Below are 15,893 nucleotides of genomic sequence, written 5' to 3' on the forward strand. Positions count from 1 at the left end.
CGTTCCTGTAGTCGGTGCTGCAAATCTAAATGCACAGCGGGCATAGGTGCCCGAAAGGCCGCATATTCTAAGGAATATCCGGACTTTTGCAAATGTCTTTTTCTGGCGCCTATCAGCGTACCATTCAGATCTGCTATAGAGCCGTCGGTTAAAACGGCGAGTCAGCGCCCGCCAACGGCGGGTTTGCTGGAGATCCCACATCCTTGTGGGGCGGAGCGCAAGCAAGGCTTGCGCTCGAATACTTTACATTTTAGGCATGCCGCCGCCGGGCAACATACCGCCCATGCCGCGCATCATCTTGGCCATACCGCCCTTGGCGGAGAATTTCTTCATCATCTTCTGCATCTGCTTGTGCTGCTTGATCAAGCGACCGATGTCCTGCACCTGGGTGCCGGAACCCATGGCGATCCGGCGCTTGCGCGAACCGCTGATCAGCTCAGGGTCGCGGCGCTCGGCCGGGGTCATGGAATTGATGATGGCTTCCATCTGCTTGAACTGTTTCTCTGCCGCGCCCTGGGCGTTGCCCATTTGCGCCAGGTTCACACCGCCGATGTTGGGCAGCTTGTCCATCAGGCCGCCGAGGCCGCCCATGTTCTTCATCTGTTGCAGCTGGTCGCGGAAGTCTTCGAGATCGAAGCCCTTGCCCTTCTTCAGCTTCTTGGCCAGTTTGTCGGCCTTCTCCTTGTCGAGCGTGGCTTCGGCCTGCTCGATCAGGCTGAGCACGTCACCCATGCCGAGGATGCGCGAGGCGATACGCTCAGGGTGGAACGGCTCGAGCGCTTCGCTCTTCTCGCCCATGCCGATGAACTTGATCGGCTTGCCAGTAATGGCACGTACCGACAGCGCGGCACCGCCACGGGCGTCGCCGTCGACCTTGGTGAGGATCACGCCGGTCAGCGGCAGTGCGTCACCAAAAGCCTTGGCGGTGTTGGCCGCATCCTGGCCGGTCATGGCGTCGACCACGAACAGGGTCTCGACCGGGTTGATCGCGGCATGCAGCGCCTTGATCTCGCCCATCATCTCTTCGTCGATGTGCAGGCGACCGGCGGTATCGACGATAACCACGTCGATGAACTTGAGCTTGGCTTCTTTAATAGCCGCGTTGGCGATGTCGACCGGCTTCTGGCTCAGGTCGGACGGGAAGAAGGTCACGCCCACTTCGCCCGCGAGCATTTCCAACTGCTTGATGGCCGCCGGACGGTACACGTCGGCCGATACCACCATCACGGATTTCTTCTTGCGCTCTTTGAGGAAGCGCGCCAGTTTGCCGGCGGTGGTGGTTTTACCCGCACCTTGCAGGCCCGCCATCAGCACGACGGCTGGCGGCACGGCACTGAGGTTCAGGTCTTCGTTGGCCGCGCCCATCAGGCTTTCGAGTTCGGCCTGGACGATCTTCACAAAGGCCTGGCCCGGGGTCAGGCTGCGGGACACTTCGGTGCCGACCGCACGCTCCTTGACCGAGTTGACGAAGTCCTTCACCACCGGCAAAGCCACGTCGGCTTCCAGCAACGCCATGCGCACTTCACGCAGGGTGTCTTTAATATTGTCCTCGGTCAGCTTGGCCTTGCCGGTAACGTGGCGCAGCGTCTGCGAGAGACGGTCAGTCAAGTTTTCAAACATGCGCGATCCTTTCAGGCCCTATTCATCGAAATGCAGGTAGACCGAGGTAATGGCGGCCCAGGCTGGGGGAAATCGCTATTAAAAACAGCGTTCGCCGAGCCTGCGGCGTGGGCAGGTCGCGGATTATAGCGAAGACTGCGCCCATGCACACCCGCTGTCTGGCCCGGGAGTCTTTCGTGCAACGCAGGTGTGTGCCAAACTCAACGCCTTTCGGGCTTGCCTACCAGGATTTATGCTCCCCTTGTCACCCAGTTTGCTACCCAGCCTCGCCGCCGCCATTTTGTATGCCGCTGCGACCCTCTATCAGGGCACTCGTCTGGCCCAAGGCACCAAAGCGGACAAACGTCTGCTCGTCGGCCTTGGCGTGCTGGCCCTGCTGGCCCATGCCGCCAGCCTGTTCACCCACCTGATGACCCCGGTCGGCCTGGGCCTGGACTTTTTCAGCGCCGCCAGCCTGATCGCCGCGGCCGTCATCGCGCTGACGCTGCTGGCCTGCTACCGGATTCCGGTGGAGAACCTGCTGGTGCTGCTATTCCCCCTGGGAATGCTGACGGTGCTGCTGGCGCAGTTCACCCCTACTGGCACCGTACAGGTGATCGACGAGGAGCCGGGCATCCTTGCCCACATCCTGTTGTCGATCCTCGCCTACGGCATGTTCACCATCGCGGTGTTCCAGGCCCTGCTCCTGCTGCTGCAGGATCACCAGCTCAAGCACAAGCACCCGTCCGGGTTGATCAAGAACTTCCCGCCGCTGCAAACCATGGAAAGCCTGCTGTTCGGGTTCCTGTGGGCCGGCTGGACCCTGCTGTCGCTGTCGCTGATCTCCGGCTGGCTGTTCGTCGAAAACCTGTTTGCCCAGCACCTGGTCCATAAAACCTTGCTGGCGTGCCTGGCCTGGGTCGTGTTCAGCGTGCTGCTGTGGGGGCGCAACCGCCTCGGCTGGCGTGGGCACAAGGCCATCCGCTGGACCCTGGCCGGTTTCTGCCTGTTGATGCTGGCCTATTTCGGCAGCAAGCTGGTTCGCGAATACATCCTGCATATCTGACGGGCAGTGATCATGGACAACTTGCCCTTAGGGCCGATGCTCGCCGTAATTGCCCTGCTGATTCTATGGGCAGCACTGTTTACCGCCATTGAAGCCGCGCAACAACACCTGCTGGCCCTACGCCCTGGCACACGCCAGGGCGACAAGGCGGCCGCACGCCTGAGCTTCCCGCGCCATAGCCTGATCCTGTGCAACAGCCTGTGCCGCGCCGCCGTGGTGATTCTCTGCACCCTGTTGGCGATCTATGCTTGGGCAGAGAACGGGCCCTGGCTAGGCTGGCTGATTTCCTGCGCAGGGCTGCTGGTGCTGGCCGACTACCTGCCCCGTACCCTGGCTACCCGTCACCCCCAAGCAGTGCTGGGCTTTGGCAATACATTGCTGGGCGTGCCGCTGAAAATCCTTTACCCGCTGGCCTGGCTGCTCAATGGCATCAGCCAGCTGTTATTGCGCCCGTTTGCGCGCAAATCCGGCGTGGTGAAAAACAGCGACGAGCCCCTGCCCGACCATGATGACGACCCAGAGCCCGACACCGACGCCGACCGCACTCCCGGCCTGCCCGGTATCCATGCCCTGGACAACATCACGGTCAACGACATCCTGGTGCCGCGCAGCGAAGTGGACGGCATCAACCTTGATGAGTCGATAGAAGACATCATCGAACAGTTGAGCACCTCGCCGCGCACCCGCCTGCCCGTGTTCCACAGCGACATCAACCAGGTGCAGGCCGTGCTCAATACCCGGCAGGTCCAACACCTGCTGCCCGACGCCAGCCTGACCAAAGAGGCCCTGCTCGCCGCCTGCCACGAGCCTTACTTCGTGCCGGAAAGCACGCCGTTGCAGCTGCAACTGCTGAATTTCCACAAACAGCAGCGGCGCCTGGGCATGGTGGTGGACGAGTACGGTGAAGTGCTGGGCATTGTCACTTTGGAAGATATTCTGGAAGAGATCGTCGGCGAATTCGAAAGCGATCAGGCGGTGGATAACCCGCATATCGAAGCCCAGCCCGATGGCCGCTACATCATCGACGGTGCTGCCTCGATCCGTGAACTGAACAAGAGCCTGGGCTGGCACCTGCCCAGCGACGGCCCCAAGACCCTCAACGGCCTGGTGACCGAGGCGCTGGAAACCATTCCCGATTGCGCGGTATGCCTGAAAGTCGGCCGCTATCGCCTGGAAATCCTCGAGACCGAGGACAACCGGGTGAGCAAAGTATTGATCTGGCATACCAGCCACGTGCCAGTGGCCGCCTGACCTCAGCAGGCTCAACCCGGTCAATGTGGGAGCTGGCTTGCCTGCGATGCAGGCGACTCGGTCCTTCATTTGAACCGAGGTGATGCTATCGCAGGCAAGCCAGCTCCCACATTGATCCAGTTCCAGGCCATAGATCCTCACCAGCCCCTTGTTGGATCCTTAGCCCCCTTCCTATAATCCCTGCGGCTTACCCAAGCCCCGCCAGACCGCGTGCTATCCGCACCCAGCGTGTCCTGGCACCGCCTTACCATGTCCGACCGGTGTTTGCTCCCATCCCGAGCCGCCCCGCGCACAACCCTGATCCATGGGTGTTCGACCAATAATAATCCGCGTCCAAACGCGCAATAACCGTCAGGGATAACGTCATGAGCACCACCTACCAAGAGGCTGCGAGCGCCGCACCTGCCAACTCGACCGCCCGCGTCGCCACCGCGAGCATCGTCGGCACCGCCATTGAGTTCTACGATTTCTACATCTACGCCACGGCTGCCGCCCTGGTGATCGGCCCGGTGTTCTTCCCACAGACCTCCGGCACCGCGCAGATGCTGGCATCGTTCCTGACCTTCGGTATCGCTTTTATCGCCCGCCCTCTGGGGTCGGCGTTGTTCGGTCACTTCGGTGACCGTATCGGCCGTAAATCAACCCTGGTGGCTTCACTGCTACTGATGGGTGTATGTACTACCTTGATCGGCTTGCTGCCGGGCTACGACAGCATCGGTGCCTGGGCACCGATCCTCTTGTGCGTATTGCGCTTCGGCCAGGGCCTGGGCCTTGGCGGAGAATGGGGCGGCGCGGCCTTGCTGGCGACCGAGAATGCTCCCAAGGGCAAGCGCGCCTGGTTCGGCATGTTCCCGCAACTGGGCCCGTCGATAGGCTTCCTGGCGGCCAACGGTTTGTTCCTGATTTTGGCCATGAGCCTGAATGACGAGCAATTTCGCAGCTGGGGCTGGCGCATTCCGTTCATCCTCAGCGCCGCACTGGTGATGGTGGGCCTGTACGCACGCCTCAAGTTGCATGAGACGCCGGTGTTCGCCAATGCAGTGGCCAAGGAAAAACCAGTGAAAGTGCCGCTGGTAGAACTGTTCAGCCAGCATTGGCTGCCGGTACTGCTGGGCGCCGCGTCGATGGTGGTGTGCTATGCGCTGTTCTATATCACCACCGCGTTTTCGTTGAGCTACGGCGTTTCCACCTTGGGCTACAGCCGTGAAACCTTCCTCGGCCTGCTGTGCTTTGCGGTGCTGTTCATGGGACTGGCAACGCCATTGGCCGCCTTGGCCAGTGATCGCTACGGGCGCAAGCCGGTGCTGATTGTAGGCGCGGTCCTGGCGATTCTGTCGGGCTTTACCATGGAGCCTCTGCTGACCCATGGCTCGACCTGGGCCGTGGCGCTGTTTCTGGCGTTGGAGCTGTTTTTGATGGGCGTGACCTTCGCACCGATGGGCGCGCTGCTGCCAGAACTGTTCCCGACCCGCGTGCGTTATACCGGTGCATCGGCAGCGTATAACCTGGGTGGGATCGTGGGGGCCTCGGCGGCGCCGTTCTTCGCGACCAAGCTGGTGGCGATGGGTGGTTTGAGTTATGTCGGGGGATATGTATCGGCAGCAGCGTTGCTGAGTTTGATTGCGGTGCTGTGCCTGAAAGAGACGCGGGATAACGACTTGAACAAGGTCGCCTGACCCCATGCTCGTTCCCACGCTCTGCGTGGGAATGCAGTTAGGGACGCTCTGCGTCCCCAAGCGCGACGCAGCGCGTCACAAGAGGCATTCCCACGCAAAGCGTGGGAACGAGCGTGGCGGCTTAGAGCTCTACAACAACTGCTTGGGAAGCACGTGTCGCCTTGGCACGAGCCGCTTCAATCGACTCGTCCCGCGCCAGCGCCACGCCCATACGGCGCTGGCCATTCACTTCAGGCTTGCCAAACAGACGCAACGCCGTATCCGGCTCGCTCAACGCAGCGCCGAGGTTGGCAAACGCCGTCTGGGTCGACTGCCCTTCCACCAGGATCACCGCCGACGCCGAAGGCCCGAACTGACGGATCAATGGGATCGGCAGGCCGAGAATGGCGCGTGCGTGCAAGGCAAACTGCGACAGGTCTTGGGAAATCAGGGTCACCAGGCCAGTGTCATGGGGGCGCGGCGACACTTCGCTGAACCACACCTGATCGCCCTTGATGAACAATTCCACGCCAAACAAGCCACGGCCACCCAAGGCTTCGGTCACGGCTTTGGCAACGCGCTGGGACTCTGCCAAGGCAATCGGGCTCATGGCCTGTGGCTGCCAGGATTCCTGATAGTCGCCCTTCTCCTGACGATGGCCCACCGGCGCGCAGAACGTGGTGCCGCCGATGTGGCGCACGGTCAGCAGGGTGATTTCGTAGTCGAAGTCGATAAAGCCTTCGATGATCACCCGACCCTTGCCGGCACGCCCGCCCTCTTGGGCGTAGTCCCAGGCTTTCTGCACGTCGTCGGCGCTGCGCAACAGGCTCTGGCCCTTGCCCGACGAACTCATCACCGGCTTGACCACGCACGGAAAGCCCAGGTCCTGGACGGCCTTGCTGTAATCTTCGAAGGTATCGGCGAAGTGGTACGGCGAGGTCGGCAGGTCCAGCTCTTCGGCGGCCAGGCGACGGATGCCTTCACGGTTCATGGTCAGCGACGTGGCGCGGGCGGTGGGGATCACGGTGAAACCTTCGGCCTCCAGCTCAACCAGGGTCGCGGTGGCGATGGCTTCGATTTCCGGCACGATGAAATGCGGCTTCTCCGCCTCGATCACCGCACGCAATGCGGCGCCGTCGAGCATGTTGATCACATGGCTACGGTGCGCCACCTGCATGGCCGGCGCGTTGGCGTAGCGATCCACGGCAATCACTTCAACGCCCAGGCGTTGCAGTTCGATTACCACTTCCTTGCCCAGCTCACCGCAGCCACACAGCAAAACGCGGGTCGCGGTTGGCGACAATGGAGTTCCGATTCGGGTCATCTCAGGTCCTCAGGGGAGCGGATCATGGGGGAGAAAGGCGGGCATTTTACATGAACTGTAAAAATTGGCCTCAGTTGGCGACTGCCCGCCGGCGGATGCGCCAGGCCATGATCAGCCAGACCACGGTGACACCGGCGAACTTGGACACCAACGCCGTGCCCGCCACCGCTGGGGTCAGTGCGCCGATCAGGCCGAAAAAGATAAAGGTATCGAGGGGAATGCTCAGCGCCGAACTTATCCACAGGCGGTCATGCAGCGGGCGCTTGGTGATGCTGAAAACCAGCCAGTCGATGCACTCGGACACCGCAAACGCCGTGGCACTGGCCAGGGCAATGGACGGGTCGGAGGTGATATAGGAGAGCACCAGCGCCGCGAGCATGGCGATGATTGCGCCATGGCCGAAGCGGGTTTGCACCATGTCGCGCAGGATAAATACCAGGCCACCCCAGGCGGACCAGATGACGTCCAGGTGTGGGGCGGTGGAGAAGGCGAAGTTGATCAGTACGACGCTGCTGATATAGGCGATCAGGAAAAACATGGAGGATGGACCTGTGGGCAATGCCGCACAGGGTACACAATTACAAGGATGTCGTCTGGCAGGGCCTCATCGCAGGCAAGCCAGCTCCCACATTTGAAGGTACTCACACATCAAGGGTGGGAGCTGGCTTGCCTGCGATGGCGGCCTGTCAGGCGCCAGATTTCCCAGGGGTCATCCACACTATCCCACTCGCCACCGCCCGCTCATGGCACAACCCCAGCACCAGCCGGCGCTCGGCGTTGTCCATGCGGCTCCAGCGCGTAATCTCATCCACATTGCGCTGACAGCCGGTGCAGATATCGTCGTCGTCCAGTGCGCAAATACTCACGCACGGCGAGGCAACAGGCCGTTCAACCGTACTCATTCTTCCTGCTCAACCAGATCCCGCGCGTAACGCTGCGAGTTATGCACATAGTGCGCAGCGCTGGCTTCGAGCATCCGCTTCTGCGCCTCGGTCAGCTCACGCACCACTTTGCCTGGCGAGCCCATGACCAGCGAGCCATCGGGGATTTCCTTGCCTTCACCGATCAGCGAGTTGGCGCCGATGATGCAATGCTTGCCAATCTTGGCGCCGTTGAGCACCACTGCGTTAATACCGATCAGGCTGTAGTCGTCAACGGTGCAGCCGTGCAGCATGGCGTTATGGCCGATGGTCACGCCGGTGCCGAGGGTCAGCGGGTAACCCATGTCGGTGTGCATCACGCTGCCGTCCTGCACGTTGCTGTTCTTGCCGATCAGGATCAGCTCGTTATCGCCGCGCAACACCGCGTTGAACCAGACGTTGGCGCCCTCCTCCAGCTTGACCTTGCCTACCAGCGTGGCATTGGGTGCGACCCAACTGTTGGGATGCGTCTCGACGCGGGCGTCGCCCAGGCGGTATTTCATGGTTTTCCCTCACGGCTTGCCATTCATGCGATGGCTTAGATATTGATAAAACTTTTGGGCGGCTGGTGCAGGCTGATCTTGGCATCGTCATAGAGCAGGTTGATCAGCTCGACAATCATGATCGCCGTCAGCCCCCAGATCTTGTATTCGCCGAACCTGTAGCTTGGCACATACCAACTGCGGCCCTGGTAATCGATGCGGTGGGTATGTTCGCGCGGGTCCTGGCGGAAAAACTCCAGGGGCACACTGAAGACAGCGGCGATTTCAGCGTCGTTGGCCAGGTATTCAACGTAATCGGGGATCACGCCCACATACGGCGTTACGCGGATGCCGTGCAGGGAAATCAGCGGGCTCAACGGGCCGATGACTTCAACCAGTCCCGGCGGCAGGCCTATTTCTTCTTCGGCTTCGCGCAAGGCGGTAAAGATCAGGTCCGGGTCTTCAGGGTCGCGGCGCCCGCCGGGAAAGGCCACTTCGCCACCGTGGGTCGACAGGCCGCTGGCGCGCAGGGTCAGGATCAGCTCGGGTTCGTCACTGCGGGTAATCGGCACCAGCACCGCAGCCTCGGGGAAACGCCCGTCGGTTTCCAGGGTATGGGGGGTGTGGTTGCTTACCCGGCGAAGTAGCTCGTCCAGCATGAGTCATCTCGGTCTGTTGGCTACCTTGCATCATGCACCAAAGCGTGCACGCGCCCAACCCCAAAACCGCAGGGCTGTCGCTAAACGACAACTTGCAGGAACGCCCGGCACCAAGCCAAGATGTGCCCATTGTCCAGGAACCCCAGCATGAATTTCTGCAGCCAGTGCGGCAAACCGGTGACCCAACGCATTCCCGAAGGCGACGCACGCCTGCGCTATGTATGCGACCACTGCTCGACCATTCATTACCAGAACCCCAATATTGTCGCCGGTACCCTGCCGGTATGGGGCGACCAAGTGCTGTTGTGCCGCCGCGCCATCGAGCCACGCCTGGGTTACTGGACCCTGCCCGCAGGCTTTATGGAAAACGGCGAAACCGTCGAGCAGGCGGCCATGCGTGAAACCCTGGAAGAAGCCTGCGCCCGGGTGCGCAACCTGAGCCTCTATACCCTGATCAATGTGCCGCACATCAGCCAGGTGCATATCTTCTACCGCGCCGAACTGATCGACCTGGACTTTGCCGCTGGCCAGGAAAGCCTGGAAGTGAGGCTGTTCGACGAAGCCGATATCCCTTGGTCCGAGCTGGCTTTCCGCACGGTCGGGCGTACCTTAGAATGCTTCTTCGCTGACCGTCGCCAACAGGCATACCCGGTACGTAGCGAATCTGTGCCACCGCTGTCCAAGCCCGCCCAATAACAAGCCGGCCAATGTCGCCAAAGGGATACCGTTTCAATGCGTTGGTTGCTTGCTCTGATCTGCCTGTCGTTCGCCACGCTGTCCCCGGCCTCCACGGTGCAAACCCTTGGCGGTAAAACGGTCGAGAAAGTCCTGGTGCTCAAGTCCGCCCACCAGCTGCAGCTGATCAACGACGGCAAGCCGTTCAAGACCTATCGCATCTCCCTGGGCAAGAACCCCAAGGGCCACAAGCTGATCGAAGGTGACCGCCGCACGCCCGAAGGCCTCTACTGGATCGACTGGCGCAAGACCAGCGACCGCTTCAACCTGGCCATGCACATTTCCTACCCGAACATCAGCGACGCCGCCCGCGCCCGCCGCGAAGGCGTAAAGCCGGGCAGCATGATCATGATCCACGGCACCCCCGACACCGAAGACTACCCGGAACAGTGGTTCCACACCCTGGACTGGACCGACGGCTGCATCGGCATGCGCAATGTGGATATGCGCGAAGTGTGGAACCTGGTCAAAGACGGCACCCTCATCGAGATTCGGCCGTAATCGCGTGCCGTTCGTAAAATAATTCGAAAATAATTCCTGCCCCAGGCAGCGCCTGCCGGTGAATACCAGTTCACCGCGCGGGACCCTGCACTTGTGCGCGCCACAAAGACCTCTCCAATACCACTTGATACCAAGCCCCATTAAAGTGCCCTGAAACCGGGATTTTCACCGTTTTGGCAGCATTGACATGGTATTTAAGTGGTATTAGTTTTCGGCCATTACCGGGCGACAACATTCCAATAACGCATCGGAAACCTGACAGATGAATCCCATCCTGGCCCTGCGCCCCGACGACAAGCAATCCACGCCGCTGTACCTGCAACTGGCCCGCAGCCTTGAAGCAGCGATCCATGCCGGCCAGTGGAAATCCGAACAGGCCCTGCCTTCGGAACGCGCCCTCAGCGAGCAATTGAGCATCTCGCGGGTCACCGCCCGTAAAGCGCTGGAAGTGTTGCTGGCTCAAGGGCTGATCCGTCGCAGCCAAGGCTCCGGCACTTTCATCACGCCGCGCCTGGAACAACCCTTGTCGCGCCTGTCGGGGTTCAGCGAGATGCTGCGGCTCAAGGGGTTTGTGCCGACGTCTCAGTGGCTGGAGCGCGACATCACCCCGCCGACCCATGAAGAACTGATCCGCCTGGGCCTGTCGCCCACCGACAAAGTGGCGCGCCTCAAGCGCCTGCGCAAAGCCGACGACACGGTGATGGCGATTGAAATGACCGCCATGCCGGCCTCGGTGCTGCCCCATCCCCAGGCCATCGGCAATTCGTTGTACGAATACTTGGAAAGCATCGGCAAGCCCATCGTGCGCGCCTTGCAGCATATCCAGGCGATCAATGCCTCGGATGAGTTCGCCGCGCTGGTCGGCATCGCCCCCGGCACCGCCATGCTGCTGATGACCCGCGTGGGCTACACCGCCGACAACACGCCGATTGAGATCACCGACACCTACTGCCGCAACGACTACTACGACTTTGTCGCAGAGCTGCGCCGCCATGACTACTCCGCCTGAATGCGAACTTAGAGAACTGCCCATGACTGAAGACAATATCCTCACGCCCAGCGGCTGGATGCGTGGTCGCTTGGTGCATGAGCACGGCAAGGTTGTCGCCATTGACGGCACGCCGTGCGACCCGGCCGACAACGACCTGCCCTACCTGTTGCCGGGCTTTATCGACCTGCATGTGCATGGCGGTGGCGGCGCCGACATCATGGAAGGTGCGAGCGCCTTCGAGACCATTACCCGTACCCACGTGCGTTTTGGCACCACCTCGCTGCTGGCCACCACCATGACGGCGCCGGTGGAAGAAATTTCCCGCGTGCTCGGTGAGCTCGGCACGTTCTGCGAACAGCGGCCAGCCGGCAGCGCCCGCGTACTCGGCGTGCACCTGGAAGGCCCCTACATCAATCCGGGAAAACTCGGCGCCCAACCCAACTTCGCCCACACCGCGTTGATGCAAGAAGTGGAAGCCTACCTGCGCCTGGCGCCAATCCGGGTGATCACCATCGCCCCGGAAATCGCCGGCCACGACGGCCTGATTCGCGCCCTCAGCCAACGCGGCGTGCGCATGCAGATCGGCCACACCCTGGGCAGCTATGAAGAAGGCGTTGCCGCCCTGGCCGCTGGCGCCACCAGTTTCACCCATTTGTACAACGCCATGAGCCCGCTGCATCACCGCGAACCCGGCATCGTCGGCGCCGCGCTGGCCCACGCCCAGTACGCCGAGCTGATCCCGGACTTGCTGCACGTGCACCCCGGCGCCATGCGCGTGGCCCTGCGCTCGATCCCGTGCCTGTATTGCGTCACCGACTCCACCGCCGCCGCCGGCATGCCCGACGGAGAGTACAAGCTGGGCAGCCACACCGTGACCAAATGCCTGGGCGGAGTGCGCCTGGCCGACGGCACCCTGGCCGGCAGCACGCTGACCATGGATCAGGCGCTGCGCAACCTGGTGAAAATCGGCCTGCCAATCAGTGAAGCCTCACAACGCCTGTCGCAATTTCCTGCGGACTACCTGGGCCTGGAAGAACGCGGCCGCCTGCAACCGGGCAGCTTTGCCGACTGCGTGCGTCTGGACCGCTCCCTGACACTCACCGACGTAATGGTCGAAGGAGAAACCATTGACTTCAAAAATGCTTGAAGAGGCCCTGGCCTCCTGCGACGCCGTCGCGGCCCAACTGCAGCGCCTGGACCCGATGCTGGAAGAAGTCGCCGGCCGCCTGCGCCGCCAGCCGCCGCAAGTGGCGATGACCATCGCCCGCGGCAGCTCCGACCACGCCGCCAGTTACTTCGCCTACCTGGCCATGCAACACGTGGGCATTCCGGTGGCGTCGCTGCCGATGTCGGTGGTGACCCTGTTGCAGGCGCCGATGAAAGTCAGCGGCCAGGTAGCGTTTGGTTTCTCCCAATCGGGGCAGAGCCCGGACCTGGTCAACAGTCTGCGCTTGTTGCGCAAGCGTGGTGCCTTGAGCATCTCCCTGGTCAATGCCGAAGACTCACCGCTGGAAGCCGCCTGCGAGTTCCACGTGCCGCTGTGCGCCGGGCCGGAACTCAGCGTGGCCGCCACCAAGAGCTTTATCGCCACCCTCAGCGCCAGTGCACAGTTGATCGGCCACTGGAATCAAGAAGCCGACTTGCTGCAAGCCTGTCAGGCCTTGCCCGAGGGCCTGCGTGACGCCGCCAGACAGGATTGGCGCCTGGCCGTCGACGCCCTCAAAGGCAGCCAGCGCTTGATGGTGATCGGCCGTGGCGCCGGGTTTGCCATCGCCCAGGAAGCCGCGCTCAAGCTCAAGGAAACCTCGGCGATCCAGGCCGAAGCCTTCAGCAGCGCCGAAGTGCGCCACGGGCCGATGGCCTTGATCGACGAGAACTACCCCCTACTGGTGTTCGCCCCCCGCGGCGCCGAGCAGGCCGGCCTGCTGAGCCTGGCCGCCGATATGCGCCAACGCGGTGCTCGCGTGTTGCTGGCTGCGCCGGACGATATCGCCGAACGCGACCTGACGCTGAGCCGCGCCGAACACCCGAGCCTGGACCCGATCCTGGCTATCCAGAGCTTCTACGTGATGGCCGCAGGCCTTGCTGAGGCACGGGGCATGGACCCGGACCAGCCGCGCCACCTGAGCAAAGTCACCCGCACGCACTAAAGCGGCGTTTTCCTGATGAGTACCGTGCCCATGCCCAACAACAATAATCCATTGACCCTTAGCGCCCCCTTGAGTGGGCCGGTGCTGGCCCTGAACCGCGTCCCCGACGAAGTGTTCGCCAGCGGCGCCATGGGCGACGGTCTCGCTATCGACCCGTTGAACGACTGCCTGCACGCGCCCTGTGACGGCGTGATCATCCACGTCGCCCGCACCGGGCACGCCCTGACCATCCGCGCCGATAACGGTGCTGAGATGCTGATGCATGTGGGCATCGACACCGTGGAGCTCAATGGCGAAGGCTTTGCCTTGCTGGTGAAGGAAGGCGCACGGGTGAGCGAGGGTCAGCCGTTGGTGCAGTTTGATCTGGACCGCATTGCGCGCCAGTGCAAGAGCCTGGTGAGCTTGATCATCCTGACCAACAGTGAGCGCTTTGAGCTGACGCCCGTGGCGCTGAAGACGGTCAAGATCGGTGAGCCGTTGTTGCAGATTGCTGCGCGCACCACCGCCACCGCCCAAGCAGCTGTGGATAACTCCAGCTTCGAGGCCAGCGCCAGCGTACGCATTACCCATCGAGGCGGTTTGCATGCACGCCCTGCCGCCCTGATCCGCAAGACCGCCCAGGGTTTCAGCAGCCAGTCGCACCTGCACTTCGCTGATAAATCGGCGTCGTGCGACAGCCTGATTGGCTTGATGGGACTGGGCATCGGCGAAGGCGACGAAGTGCGGGTGAGTTGCCGTGGCCAAGACGCAGAGGCGGCGTTGCAAGGGCTGGTCGCGGCGCTATCCGTGGCGGTCAGCGAAGCCCATCACGCCCCGGTAGCCACTGCTGCGCCACGTCGCGCCAGTGTGGAAGCCGATGTGCTGCAAGGCGTGTGTGCAGCACCCGGCCTGGTGTGCGGGCCACTGTTCCGCCTGTCCGGCATCGAGCTGCCCGAAGACACCGGTAACCATAGCGCCGACGAACAACAGCAGCGCCTCGACACGGCACTGGAGCAGGTGCGTGACGAAATCCGCAGCACCCTCGAGCATGCCCGCCAACGCAAGAATGTCGAGGAAGAAGACATCTTCGCCGCTCACCTTGCACTGCTCGAAGACCCGGCGCTGCTGGAAGCGGCCACCGACGCCATCGCCCACGGCAGCGCTGCCACCCACGCCTGGCGTGATGCGATCCAGGCCCAGTGCGCCGTGCTGTTGGCGTTGGGCAAGCCGTTGTTTGCCGAGCGCGCCAACGATCTTCGCGACCTGCAACAACGCGTATTGCGGGCCTTGCTGGGTGAGGCCTGGCACTTTGAGTTACCCGCCGGATCGATTGTCAGCGCCCATGAACTGACCCCGTCAGACTTGCTGCAACTGAGTGAACAGCAGGCCGCCGGTATCTGCATGGCCGAAGGCGGCGCCACCTCCCACGTCGCGATACTTGCTCGGGGGAAAGGCTTACCCTGCGTGGTCGCCCTCGGTGCCGAGGTATTGGATGTGCCTCAGGGCCAGCGCGTGGTGCTGGACGCCATCAATGGCCGCCTGGAACTGGCCCCTACCGATGCGCGCCATGCTGAAGTGCACCAGATACGCGACGCGCAAAAACTGCGTCGCCAGCAGCAACAGGCCCAGGCGCAACAACCGGCACGCACCCGCGACGGTGTGAACATTGAAATCGCCGCCAATGTTGCCTCCAGCAGCGAGGCCCAAGTGGCGTTTGAAAACGGTGCCGATGGCGTCGGCCTTCTACGCACCGAATTCCTCTTCGTCGACCGCCGTACCGCGCCGGATGAGCAGGAACAGCGTCAGGCTTATCAAGCCGTATTGGATGCCATGGGCGACAAGTCGGTGATCATCCGCACCATCGACGTGGGCGGCGACAAGCAGCTCGACTATTTGCCGCTACCGATCGAGGCCAACCCGGTGTTGGGCCTGCGCGGCATTCGCATGGCCCAAGTGCGTCCGGAATTGCTCGACCAGCAACTGCGTGCCCTGCTGCAAGTCTCGCCGCTGGCGCGTTGTCGCATCCTGTTGCCGATGGTCAGCGAGGTGGATGAACTGCTGCAGATTCGCCAGCGCCTGGATGAACTGTGCGCCGAGTTGGGTTTGAGCCAGCGCCCCGAACTGGGGGTGATGATCGAAGTGCCCGCCGCTGCGCTGATGGCTGAACAGCTGGCCGAACATGCGGACTTTTTGTCCATCGGCACCAATGACCTGTCCCAGTACACCCTGGCCATGGACCGCGACCACGCAGGCTTGGCCGCGCGCGTCGATGCGCTGCACCCGGCCTTGCTGCGACTGATCGCGCACACCTGCGCCGGTGCGGCGAAGCACGGGCGTTGGGTCGGCGTGTGCGGTGCCCTGGCGTCGGACCCGCTGGCCACGCCGGTACTGGTCGGCCTGGGCGTCACCGAGCTGTCGGTAAGCCCGCCGCAGATCGGAGAGATCAAAGACCGCGTTCGCCATCTGGACGCGGCGCAATGCCGGCAGCTGAGCCAGGAACTGCTCAACCTGAGCAGCGCCAAGGCCGTTCGCCAAGCCTGTCAACACCACTGGCCGCTGAGCTGAAAACAACAAGAATAGG

At 62.3% G+C, this 15,893-nt stretch carries 15 protein-coding genes; 9 read left to right on the forward strand and 6 right to left on the reverse strand.

Annotated features, from left to right (window positions below):
* Positions 1–243: 243 nt before the first annotated feature.
* A complete protein-coding gene (gene ffh / locus ACP7CZ_RS15825) occupies positions 244–1,620 on the reverse strand; it encodes a signal recognition particle protein (RefSeq protein ID WP_294152676.1) in 1,377 nt (458 codons plus the stop codon).
* 232 nt (positions 1,621–1,852) lie between these two features.
* On the opposite strand from ffh, the gene ACP7CZ_RS15830 reads away from it, so the two are divergent.
* From ACP7CZ_RS15830 to ACP7CZ_RS15840, 3 genes are all read left to right on the forward strand, one after another.
* Complete coding sequence (locus ACP7CZ_RS15830) at positions 1,853–2,665, forward strand: cytochrome C assembly family protein (RefSeq protein WP_034115853.1); 813 nt, start codon at positions 1,853–1,855, stop codon at positions 2,663–2,665.
* 12 nt (positions 2,666–2,677) lie between these two features.
* Positions 2,678–3,916, forward strand: a complete 1,239-nt coding sequence (locus ACP7CZ_RS15835; protein ID WP_294152675.1) for a transporter associated domain-containing protein — start codon at positions 2,678–2,680, stop codon at positions 3,914–3,916.
* A 365-nt stretch (positions 3,917–4,281) separates the two neighbouring features.
* Positions 4,282–5,592: an MFS transporter gene (locus tag ACP7CZ_RS15840; RefSeq protein WP_003193968.1), complete on the forward strand. Its 1,311-nt coding sequence runs from the start codon at positions 4,282–4,284 to the stop codon at positions 5,590–5,592.
* Between the two features lie 121 nt (positions 5,593–5,713).
* Here the strand turns inward: ACP7CZ_RS15840 and purT are convergent, their stop codons facing one another.
* From purT to ACP7CZ_RS15865, 5 genes are all read right to left on the reverse strand, one after another.
* The gene (gene purT, locus ACP7CZ_RS15845; protein ID WP_054898906.1) at positions 5,714–6,895 is read right to left on the reverse strand and encodes a formate-dependent phosphoribosylglycinamide formyltransferase; all 1,182 of its coding nucleotides are present in this window, start codon (positions 6,893–6,895) and stop codon (positions 5,714–5,716) included.
* Between the two features lie 70 nt (positions 6,896–6,965).
* Positions 6,966–7,433, reverse strand: a complete 468-nt coding sequence (locus ACP7CZ_RS15850; protein WP_003193971.1) for a preQ0 transporter — start codon at positions 7,431–7,433, stop codon at positions 6,966–6,968.
* Between the two features lie 148 nt (positions 7,434–7,581).
* Complete coding sequence (locus ACP7CZ_RS15855; RefSeq protein ID WP_054898907.1) at positions 7,582–7,797, reverse strand: DUF1289 domain-containing protein; 216 nt, start codon at positions 7,795–7,797, stop codon at positions 7,582–7,584.
* Entirely contained in the window at positions 7,794–8,318 is a 525-nt protein-coding gene (locus ACP7CZ_RS15860; protein ID WP_054898908.1) for a gamma carbonic anhydrase family protein, read from the reverse strand. The genes ACP7CZ_RS15855 and ACP7CZ_RS15860 overlap by 4 nt, the downstream gene beginning before the upstream one ends.
* 35 nt (positions 8,319–8,353) lie before the next feature.
* A complete protein-coding gene (locus ACP7CZ_RS15865) occupies positions 8,354–8,956 on the reverse strand; it encodes a CoA pyrophosphatase (RefSeq protein ID WP_017736785.1) in 603 nt (200 codons plus the stop codon).
* A gap of 147 nt (positions 8,957–9,103) precedes the next feature.
* Between ACP7CZ_RS15865 and ACP7CZ_RS15870 the strand changes: the two genes are divergently transcribed.
* The 6 genes from ACP7CZ_RS15870 to ptsP all read left to right on the forward strand — a co-directional run bounded on the left by ACP7CZ_RS15870 (position 9,104) and on the right by ptsP (position 15,877).
* Entirely contained in the window at positions 9,104–9,652 is a 549-nt protein-coding gene (locus tag ACP7CZ_RS15870) for an NUDIX hydrolase (protein WP_034128643.1), read from the forward strand.
* A gap of 36 nt (positions 9,653–9,688) precedes the next feature.
* Complete coding sequence (locus ACP7CZ_RS15875) at positions 9,689–10,192, forward strand: L,D-transpeptidase family protein (protein ID WP_014719790.1); 504 nt, start codon at positions 9,689–9,691, stop codon at positions 10,190–10,192.
* A gap of 262 nt (positions 10,193–10,454) precedes the next feature.
* Entirely contained in the window at positions 10,455–11,201 is a 747-nt protein-coding gene (locus ACP7CZ_RS15880) for a GntR family transcriptional regulator (protein ID WP_032895423.1), read from the forward strand.
* A gap of 22 nt (positions 11,202–11,223) precedes the next feature.
* Complete coding sequence (gene nagA / locus ACP7CZ_RS15885) at positions 11,224–12,330, forward strand: N-acetylglucosamine-6-phosphate deacetylase (RefSeq protein ID WP_181123962.1); 1,107 nt, start codon at positions 11,224–11,226, stop codon at positions 12,328–12,330.
* Positions 12,311–13,333 (forward strand): SIS domain-containing protein, encoded by a 1,023-nt coding sequence (locus ACP7CZ_RS15890; RefSeq protein WP_087149524.1) that lies wholly within the window; start codon positions 12,311–12,313, stop codon positions 13,331–13,333. Before nagA ends, ACP7CZ_RS15890 begins: the two co-directional genes overlap by 20 nt.
* Positions 13,334–13,363: 30 nt before the next feature.
* Positions 13,364–15,877 (forward strand): phosphoenolpyruvate--protein phosphotransferase, encoded by a 2,514-nt coding sequence (ptsP, locus tag ACP7CZ_RS15895; RefSeq protein ID WP_181123975.1) that lies wholly within the window; start codon positions 13,364–13,366, stop codon positions 15,875–15,877.
* The last annotated feature ends 16 nt before the right edge of the window (positions 15,878–15,893 follow it).

The organism is Pseudomonas sp. DWP2-2, assembly GCF_049897065.1.
GTDB lineage: Bacteria > Pseudomonadota > Gammaproteobacteria > Pseudomonadales > Pseudomonadaceae > Aquipseudomonas > Aquipseudomonas paracarnis.

Excerpts from the sequence above, each read along its gene's own strand:
- ACP7CZ_RS15865 (WP_017736785.1), bottom strand. The coding sequence starts at position 8,956 with ATGCTGGACGAGCTACTTCGCCGGGTAAGCAACCACACCCCCCATACC.
- ptsP (WP_181123975.1), top strand. The coding sequence starts at position 13,364 with ATGCCCAACAACAATAATCCATTGACCCTTAGCGCCCCCTTGAGTGGG.
- ACP7CZ_RS15860 (WP_054898908.1), bottom strand. The coding sequence starts at position 8,318 with ATGAAATACCGCCTGGGCGACGCCCGCGTCGAGACGCATCCCAACAGT.
- ACP7CZ_RS15855 (WP_054898907.1), bottom strand. The coding sequence starts at position 7,797 with ATGAGTACGGTTGAACGGCCTGTTGCCTCGCCGTGCGTGAGTATTTGC.
- ACP7CZ_RS15835 (WP_294152675.1), top strand. The coding sequence starts at position 2,678 with ATGGACAACTTGCCCTTAGGGCCGATGCTCGCCGTAATTGCCCTGCTG.
- ACP7CZ_RS15840 (WP_003193968.1), top strand. The coding sequence starts at position 4,282 with ATGAGCACCACCTACCAAGAGGCTGCGAGCGCCGCACCTGCCAACTCG.
- ACP7CZ_RS15875 (WP_014719790.1), top strand. The coding sequence starts at position 9,689 with ATGCGTTGGTTGCTTGCTCTGATCTGCCTGTCGTTCGCCACGCTGTCC.
- purT (WP_054898906.1), bottom strand. The coding sequence starts at position 6,895 with ATGACCCGAATCGGAACTCCATTGTCGCCAACCGCGACCCGCGTTTTG.
- nagA (WP_181123962.1), top strand. The coding sequence starts at position 11,224 with ATGACTGAAGACAATATCCTCACGCCCAGCGGCTGGATGCGTGGTCGC.
- ACP7CZ_RS15880 (WP_032895423.1), top strand. The coding sequence starts at position 10,455 with ATGAATCCCATCCTGGCCCTGCGCCCCGACGACAAGCAATCCACGCCG.
- ACP7CZ_RS15850 (WP_003193971.1), bottom strand. The coding sequence starts at position 7,433 with ATGTTTTTCCTGATCGCCTATATCAGCAGCGTCGTACTGATCAACTTC.
- ACP7CZ_RS15830 (WP_034115853.1), top strand. The coding sequence starts at position 1,853 with ATGCTCCCCTTGTCACCCAGTTTGCTACCCAGCCTCGCCGCCGCCATT.
- ffh (WP_294152676.1), bottom strand. The coding sequence starts at position 1,620 with ATGTTTGAAAACTTGACTGACCGTCTCTCGCAGACGCTGCGCCACGTT.
- ACP7CZ_RS15870 (WP_034128643.1), top strand. The coding sequence starts at position 9,104 with ATGAATTTCTGCAGCCAGTGCGGCAAACCGGTGACCCAACGCATTCCC.